The sequence below is a fragment of the Pseudoalteromonas sp. S558 genome (genome assembly GCF_005886635.1).
In the GTDB taxonomy this organism is placed as follows: domain Bacteria; phylum Pseudomonadota; class Gammaproteobacteria; order Enterobacterales; family Alteromonadaceae; genus Pseudoalteromonas; species Pseudoalteromonas aliena.
Map to the genome: position 1 here is coordinate 1 of NZ_PNDU01000026.1, position 7721 is coordinate 7721.

Here is a 7721-nt window from a genome sequence, read left to right on the forward strand (position 1 = left end):
ACTTAAATACCAACCTGCATAAATATTTGATCAATTTAACGAATTAAATTGCACTATTACGTCGTTAAAAATTTTTTATTTAGAACAACTAGATACAAAAATTTCTGCCTCGTCCTAGCGTAATTTTCTTAACGTTAAATAGACCCTATATACAAACAGATTGGTATTATTTGCAAAACTGACTTTAAATATCAAAGTTCTGTGCGTATACGCACATAAAGTGTTTGTAAATGTTATTTTCATTTATGGCTATGCATTATATTGTATCGCCATAGCATTATAGGAAGTTACACATGTTTAAAAATACACTTTCATCTTACGGACTTGTCGCCATTATTTTACATTGGCTCATGGCGCTGACTATTCTTGGACTGTTTGGCTTAGGTTTATATATGGTTGAGCTGACTTATTACGATAGTTGGTATAAAGGCTCTCTCGATTTACATAAGAGTATTGGTATTACACTTGTGGCCGTATTTTTATTTAGAATTGTATGGCGTGCTTTATCTACACAGCCTAAACCATTAGGTGAAAGTAAAGGCATCAACCAATTAGCGCATACGGCGCATATTGTCATGTATATTATAGTGGCTGTTATTGTTGTTGCTGGGTACTTAATATCGACCGCAGACGGGCGACCAATTGAAGTTTTTACCTTGTTCAATATTCCGGCGTTTGATTTTGCTTTTGACAGCCAAGCCGATATTGCAGGAAAAGTACATTATTACAGTGCATGTGTTTTAATCGGTTTTGTGGTATTGCATGCACTTGGGGCGTTAAAACATCACTTTATCGACAAAGATAAAACCTTACTAAGAATGATCAAACCATAAAGGATGATTAAAATGAAAAAATTACTATTAAGCACGGCAGTCTCTGCTGCAATGATGTTATCGGTAACAACTGCTAGTGCAGCCGACTACGTAATTGACACAAAGGGTGCTCACGCGTTTGTAAACTTTAAAATTAAACATTTAGGCTACAGCTGGTTGCATGGTCGTTTTAATACATTTGATGGTAAATTTAATTACGATGCTAAAAACCCTAATGCGTCGCAAATTATGGTTAACATTGATACTACAAGCCTAGATTCAAACCATGCTGAGCGCGATAAGCATTTACGCGGTAAAGACTTTTTAAATGTTGATAAGTACCCAACAGCAACCTTTAAAAGCACAAGTATTAAATTTGAAAGTGATTCGGGCGAAGTGACGGGTGACTTTACGTTACATGGAATCACTAAAACGATTACTTTCGAAATCGAAAAAATTGGTGAAGGTAACGATCCATGGGGTGGTTATCGTGTAGGTTTTGAAGGTGAAACGAGTTTAAAGCTTGCCGATTACGGTATTGATTACAACTTAGGACCAGCATCTACGCATGTTGATATAGGTTTATTTATAGAAGGAATTCGTCAGTAATATCGTTATTAAATAAAAAAACGCCACTTGTGTGGCGTTTTTTGCATAACAGAAACTCAAATTAAGCGGCTTTAACTCCGCTTATTTTGTGCCATTTATACGTGATTGCAATAGCGGCCTTAAATGCTCAGGTAACCAACGCATAAGCACGTCATTATAAGCTTGTGTTTTTTTAATCACTTTAAGTTGCTCATTAAGGATCGTTATATCCTTCGCACCTTGTTCATTCTTAGTGCAGCCAATAAAACCATAACTTAAAGCAGGTGATTCTATGAGTGCACGCTGCGTTAAATTTTTATCAAAATGCATCGACTTAGCTAAATAGTAATGCTCACTTGGGTAACCCAATAAAATATCGATTCGTTTTAAATTCAGCATGTAAGTGAGGCTTGCTAGGCTGTCGCGAGTAGGTCTTATTACTAAGTCTATATCAGGGGTTGTATTTATAATGGTATCAATTTCTTTACCGTATGAGCGACTCATTGAAACACCCAGCGTCAGCTTTTTATCACGTATTAAGTTTAACAACGACACCTCAGTGGCATTAGGTAGTTCAAGTGCATCAGCCAGTTTATTATGCATAGCAATTGAAGGTGATAAGCCTGTTGTTGAACTTTCATCAGTGAAGTAAATATGCTCTTTTCTGTAATCATTTTTATAAAGCGATAATGCACAGACGTTTTGAGAGACATTTGATAGCTCTTGAATTACTTTACCAGAAGGTATGATGACCCGGTTAAAGGTAATAGTGGGTAATTGCTTTTGAAGAAGGGAGATTATGCTTTCGTCACGGCCTTGGTGTTGGTACTGGCCGTTTAAAATATAATAAGGTGCAAAGTCGTGCGTTAACCAATTAATGGTTTTAGCATTAGCTACGGGGCTTAAATAACTAAATAATATAAAGGTTAAAAATATACTAGGCATTAACGCGGCAACCAATAGTTATTATCCTAAGACCATTGTAACCACTAAAGTGTTAAAAAGTAAAATGCCAGCAACGAGGCTGGCAAAATATTTTTTAGTAATTGCGGATAAAAGGCAATTAATGTTTTTGTTTAACTGGCTTTTAGCCACTTAACAAATTGGCGCGCATCACTCGCTTTTTGAAATAATGCATTTTTTAAACCTTGTGTATCACTAAAGATCACACGATGTTTGTTTACTGAAATAGATTGCACTGGATGTGCAATTTGGATCATAGACCCATTATATTTATAAGACATAATAAAACTCACTTTATTCTTGTTATTTATTCTGCGCTATATTTTTATAGCAAAATGCAGTTAATAAATAAACGATGTTGTGTTTAGCTTCATTACAGTGTTGACGATCTTTATGACACTTTTGCGATGATAGTAAAATTCATCTCGGTATTATTTAAGGGGTTCTCGCCGTACAATAACTTAGCTTTCAAATATACGTTTTGCGGGGCTTACTGGATCAGGGTAAATGGTTAACCGCGGTGGTTTATTTAAACCAGAGAGGGAAAGTAACTTAAATATATATTTAGCGCAAGCTATTTATGCGGTATTATTTGTAATAAATCTTATCAACTGCTTACAAAGCCAATTTTTAGTTAATAAAGGATAAGTATGAATTACCTGATTGTGAGTGATATTTTTGGTTTAAGCACTGCTTTAGTGCAGTTATCAAAAGAAGTTAGTGCTAATGTATCGATTGTGGACCCTTACAACAGTAAAGTTCAAGCCATTGAAAGTGAACAAGATAATTACAATAACTTTATTGAACAATGTGGGCATGATAAATATACAGCCAAACTTCATAAATGCTTTAATGAGCTCAAAGTTCCTACAACCTGTATTGCATTTAGCGCTGGAGCAAGTGCTGCATGGCGGGCGCAGTTATTAACAGGCAATACACACCTTAAAAAGCTAATTGGATTTTATCCATCGCAAATCCGTAATTATTTAGCGTTAGGTTCAAACGTGCCGCGTGAGTTTATTTTCCCTAAACGCGAAGCACATTTTAATGTTGATGAAATTATTTCAAAATTAAGCGCTAAAGCTAGCGTAGAGTGTAACAAAGTAGACTATTTACATGGCTTTATGAATCGGCACTCGCCCAATTTTGATGAACTAGGATACAGCGATTTCTGTAGTTACTTAAAAAGTAGTGCTACAACTGATTAAGCTGTGATTTTGTAATTGTGGGAAAGTCAGTACGGCTATTGTACTTTACGTATAGGTTTGAAAATACACTACTTTTAGATAGTTTATCGAGATTTTTTATAAACGTTTTAGCATCAGAACGTGAGGCTCTACAGCATACTTGATACGCTTTGATTACATGTGCAACTGTTTTTCCTTGCTTTTGCAGTGCTAAATCAGCTTCTACAAAAAAAGCAGCGCCTGTCCAGTAAACACGTTGCTGGGCACGCTGCCTCCACATATCGGCAGAAAGCTTATCAAGCGGTTGATTTTTAGTCCTGGTTTGCAAGCGTGCGCGGTCAAATCCTGCATTTAATCGCTGTACAAACTGTGGCTGGGTAATTATACCGCTATCACGCATTACCACGTTTTGCATATAACTGGCAAAACCTTCACTTAACCAAAACCCTGAATAAGGCAATAATGGTAAATATAAGTGTGCAAGCTCATGATACAGCGTCCAATCTTTAGTAAATGCCTTTAAACTGGCGTAGCGATCTATATGTAGCTCAAGCCCATCAGGATTATTACGTTTAACAGTGGCCCAAGGCACTGGCTCAGAAGCAAAGTATTGCGGTTTTAAATAAATAGGCAAGATACTTTGTTGTAAAGGGCCCAAGGTGTTTTTTGTTTTTTCAACACTTTGATTAACCCAAGTCGATACCGTTTTTTGGCCGTTATTTGAGAGCGAGCTGAGGTTATGTATTACTACTTCAATGGCCAGCGAGTTAAAAGCGATTATTGATAACAGTAATACTAAAAAGAGTTTCATTAACGTGCTCCGCTTTAATTTAATAACTGGTACGAAAATCCTAATATACAAGACCAACTAAATGGATAAATAATCACGCCTAATTCTTTATTTTTTAAAATGATAGTAACTATAAAAGTACATATACAGACACACCTTAGTTAACATGCTTTAATCGTATTTATAAAAACTTTGTAGGTGTTAGTAATGCAGTACCAACATATAAATGTGCCAGAGCAAGGTCAAAATATAATAATAGACGGCCATGGGCAATGGCATATCCCATCTGAACCTATTATTGCTTATATAGATGGTGATGGAGTGGGCTTAGATGTTATGCCTGTAATGCGCCATGTTGTGGATAGCGCCATTACTCACTGTTATAAAAAGGATAGGAAAATTCATTGGATGCAGGTTTACAATGGTGAACAAGCAGCTAAATTATATGATGGTGATTGGTTCCCACAAGAAACAATTAATGCAGTACGTGCCTGTAAAATTGCCATAAAAGGACCATTAACAACCCCGCTGGGTGGCGGCTTTCGTTCACTTAATGTCGCGCTCCGGCAAGAAATGGATTTGTTTGTAAATATGCGGGCAATTAAAGGCTTTAGCGCGCTTCCATCCCCTCTAAAAAACCCTTTTTTAACTAATATAACTGTACTGCGAGATAGCAGCGAAGATGTGTATTCTGGCATTGAATGGCAAGCTGGCAGTGTTGAAAGTGAAAAGATGCTCGATTTTTTATGTGAAGAAATGGGGGTAACGCGCTTACGATTTACACAAGAATGCGGCATTGGTATTAAAAACATATCAAAAGAAGGTTCTGAACGTTTAATTCGTTATGCTATAAACTATGCTCTTAACAATAACAGCGACTCATTGACCATTGTGCACAAGGGGAATGTACTTAAATTTACTGATGGTGCATTTAAACGTTGGGGGTTTGCGCTGGCTAAAAAAGAGTTTAAAGCGACAAATCATCAAAATGGTCGTTGGTTACAAATAGAGCGAGCAGGGTACGCGCCTCTAGTTATTAAAGAAGTAATAGCAGATAACATGCTACAGCAATGTTTAATGCACCCAGAGCAGTTTGATGTAATAGCAACGACCAATCAAAACGGCGACTTTTTAGCAGATATGCTAAGCGCCCAAGTTGGCGGTGTAGGCATAATGCCGGCAGCTAATTTAAATAATGAAGTGGCTTTTTTTGAACCCACTCATGGTACGTTCGAGCGAATTGCTGGGCAAAATAAAGCAAATCCAAGCAGTAGTATTTTAAGTGCAGTATTAATGCTTAAGTTTATGGGCTGGAAAGAGGCCGCATTACTAATAGAAAATGCGTTAGAGCAAACATTTAAAGGCGGTGAAGTCACTTTTGATTTAATAAAAGAGCACACCGATAACTCAAGTCTTCATAACTCGACAACCTTAACGTGTACAGAGTTTGCGCAAAAGGTTATCGAGCATTTTTAAACACAACCACTATTAAGCTGCTGATGCATTGGCAAGTTGTAAATTGTGCATGCAAGGGCGGTTAGTTAATTGTGCAGCGCGGTGGTATAAGGCATGTGCACTTGGCTCATCACAATGTGTACCGCTAAGTGTATCCATTAATGCAACAACAATAATGGCAGGTACTTGGCAGCAGTATTCATCAAGAACGGCTTCAGTTGTTTGTGCATCTACATGACAGTGCGGATGATTTTGTTGCTGATACGCATTTAACAGTGTACTGACTTCAAGTGTGTCATTTGCTTGATGCTTATTTTTACGGCACGTACACCCAAACTCATCTACAAGTGTTGCTAATGCTTGATAAACCTCAGTAGTTTTTAAAGTTGCTGTTGTGCACAGCTGCTCTTCAATGAACTGATGTAAGTTAGCATCAATGAATAATCCGTCTTGTCGTGTGAAAGTTGCTGTCGTTGGCATAATAATTACTCTTAGTTTGTTGGCTTAACTTCACTCTAGCGCTAAGTGTATTATTAATGAAATTGTTGTTTTCAATAACTGATATTGATTTGATCAATATTAAGCTAAAGTGGTCTTAACTTTCCGTAATTGCTGCTCATCAACACGCCCTAATAGACATCGCAATTTTTCAATACCATGTGAAGGAGTCCATCTTTTATATTCCATGAAACCATGTTTTTTATATAAATTGATTGCTGGTGTATTAGCAACTGCCGTCTCGACTATTGCCCGTGAAACCGGTGTTATTGCTAACACACTTTCTAATAATTTATGTGCGATGCCTTTTCTAAAATAATCAGGATCAACAGTTAGGCTACATATATCTAAACAGTCATTTTTTATATCAAACTCAATAACGGCAGCTAGATATTCGTTCTCGTGATAGCCATAAAAGAGCGTTTCTGAATTTTTTATATCGTTAACGGTACGTGATAATGGAGGGAAATCAAGCACATCAATAAGTTGAGCTTCAATAGTATAAGCGCGTTGAAATGTTGTAAAAATCGCTTTTGCAATACGGTCATTGGTATTATCGAGTTTATTTATCATTAACGGAGACCTTTTAAGTGCTGTAGAACTATGGAGATTGAATGTGCAGCATTGAGTGATTATGCACCAAGTAATCTTAAGTGCTTGATTTTTTTATAGCGTAATGATATAGAGATACAATGCGCTAGTTCTTTATAAGGTACAGCTTGGTTAATTTTAAATACAATGGCACGATTACCCTCGTATATAAAAGTATCGCCGTAGAGCTCTTTAAACGTATCTACTAGTGATGTTTTACAGTTGAAATAAATAAAATACTGCTCAGGGTATTTATTTTTCCAATCAATCCTAATGGTACTGCCAATTTTAGAAATGTAACTAGGCTCCCCCCATTTTAATGTTTCTGTTATATCAGAAATTTCGTTATGCTTGGCAACTTCAAAAATAAGATCACGTAGCGCATTAAGTAAAATGCTCACGTCAATGGGGTAAGTACTAAATTTGTTCTGTACGATTATGTCCATTTAATCATCCAATTTAAATACAATGAGGTTTATAAATTACCCATTGTTTATTTTATTAAAACAACAAGTATAGAGAAGTACCTATTTTGATTCAATTTTAACGTGTATATCACTGTTTCGCTTATTTAAGATAATAATTTTGTAGCTAAGAACTTCACTCCAAGCCTTCAAACTAATGACATAACAAAGATTAACGAGCGCTTATACGGTCGGTCACTTTTACTTTAATCAGCTGATGCATAGATTGTCACCGTTATGGCTCCACCAATTTCAGCTAATTTTGAGATCGAACTTTGACTCAATGCGGATTGAAATACTCTCGGCGAAGAGCCTGCTTCAAACCCAAAGTCGAATATACGTTTTATGCATCTCGGTGTTTGTCAAACTAGTT

General features: G+C 36.5%; 10 protein-coding genes. 4 read left to right on the forward strand and 6 right to left on the reverse strand.

The annotated features are described in order from the left end of the window. The first annotated feature begins 293 nt into the window (after window positions 1–293). A complete protein-coding gene (locus tag CWB66_RS02275) occupies window positions 294–833 on the forward strand; it encodes a cytochrome b (RefSeq protein WP_138584187.1) in 540 nt (179 codons plus the stop codon). 12 nt (window positions 834–845) lie between these two features. Beyond that, window positions 846–1421: a YceI family protein gene (locus CWB66_RS02280; protein WP_138584188.1), complete on the forward strand. Its 576-nt coding sequence runs from the start codon at window positions 846–848 to the stop codon at window positions 1419–1421. 81 nt (window positions 1422–1502) lie between these two features. Here the strand turns inward: CWB66_RS02280 and CWB66_RS02285 are convergent, their stop codons facing one another. Together CWB66_RS02285 and CWB66_RS22170 are read right to left on the reverse strand one after the other, a co-directional pair. Then, entirely contained in the window at window positions 1503–2345 is an 843-nt protein-coding gene (locus CWB66_RS02285; protein ID WP_138584189.1) for a transporter substrate-binding domain-containing protein, read from the reverse strand. A gap of 131 nt (window positions 2346–2476) precedes the next feature. Continuing rightward, the gene (locus CWB66_RS22170) at window positions 2477–2644 is read right to left on the reverse strand and encodes a hypothetical protein (protein WP_007375427.1); all 168 of its coding nucleotides are present in this window, start codon (window positions 2642–2644) and stop codon (window positions 2477–2479) included. Window positions 2645–3013: 369 nt separating this feature from the next. Between CWB66_RS22170 and CWB66_RS02290 the strand changes: the two genes are divergently transcribed. Further along, window positions 3014–3571 (forward strand): hypothetical protein, encoded by a 558-nt coding sequence (locus CWB66_RS02290; RefSeq protein WP_138584190.1) that lies wholly within the window; start codon window positions 3014–3016, stop codon window positions 3569–3571. On the opposite strand, the gene CWB66_RS02295 is transcribed toward CWB66_RS02290, so the two are convergent. Continuing rightward, complete coding sequence (locus CWB66_RS02295; protein ID WP_077538093.1) at window positions 3558–4361, reverse strand: M61 family metallopeptidase; 804 nt, start codon at window positions 4359–4361, stop codon at window positions 3558–3560. The two genes, CWB66_RS02290 and CWB66_RS02295, sit on opposite strands and share 14 nt — an antisense overlap. Window positions 4362–4547: 186 nt before the next feature. Here CWB66_RS02295 and icd point away from each other — a divergent pair, with 186 nt between their 5' ends. Continuing rightward, the gene (gene icd, locus CWB66_RS02300) at window positions 4548–5816 is read left to right on the forward strand and encodes an NADP-dependent isocitrate dehydrogenase (protein WP_138584191.1); all 1269 of its coding nucleotides are present in this window, start codon (window positions 4548–4550) and stop codon (window positions 5814–5816) included. Window positions 5817–5828: 12 nt separating this feature from the next. Here icd and CWB66_RS02305 read toward each other — a convergent pair whose 3' ends face one another. From CWB66_RS02305 to CWB66_RS02315, 3 genes are all read right to left on the reverse strand, one after another. Then, window positions 5829–6275 carry a hypothetical protein gene (locus CWB66_RS02305; protein ID WP_138584192.1) on the reverse strand — a complete coding sequence of 149 codons (447 nt, stop codon included), beginning with the start codon at window positions 6273–6275 and terminating at the stop codon, window positions 5829–5831. Window positions 6276–6374: 99 nt separating this feature from the next. Then, window positions 6375–6866 carry a GNAT family N-acetyltransferase gene (locus tag CWB66_RS02310; protein WP_138584193.1) on the reverse strand — a complete coding sequence of 164 codons (492 nt, stop codon included), beginning with the start codon at window positions 6864–6866 and terminating at the stop codon, window positions 6375–6377. 59 nt (window positions 6867–6925) lie between these two features. After that, window positions 6926–7330: a DUF1801 domain-containing protein gene (locus tag CWB66_RS02315; protein ID WP_138584194.1), complete on the reverse strand. Its 405-nt coding sequence runs from the start codon at window positions 7328–7330 to the stop codon at window positions 6926–6928. Window positions 7331–7721: the final 391 nt, after the last annotated feature.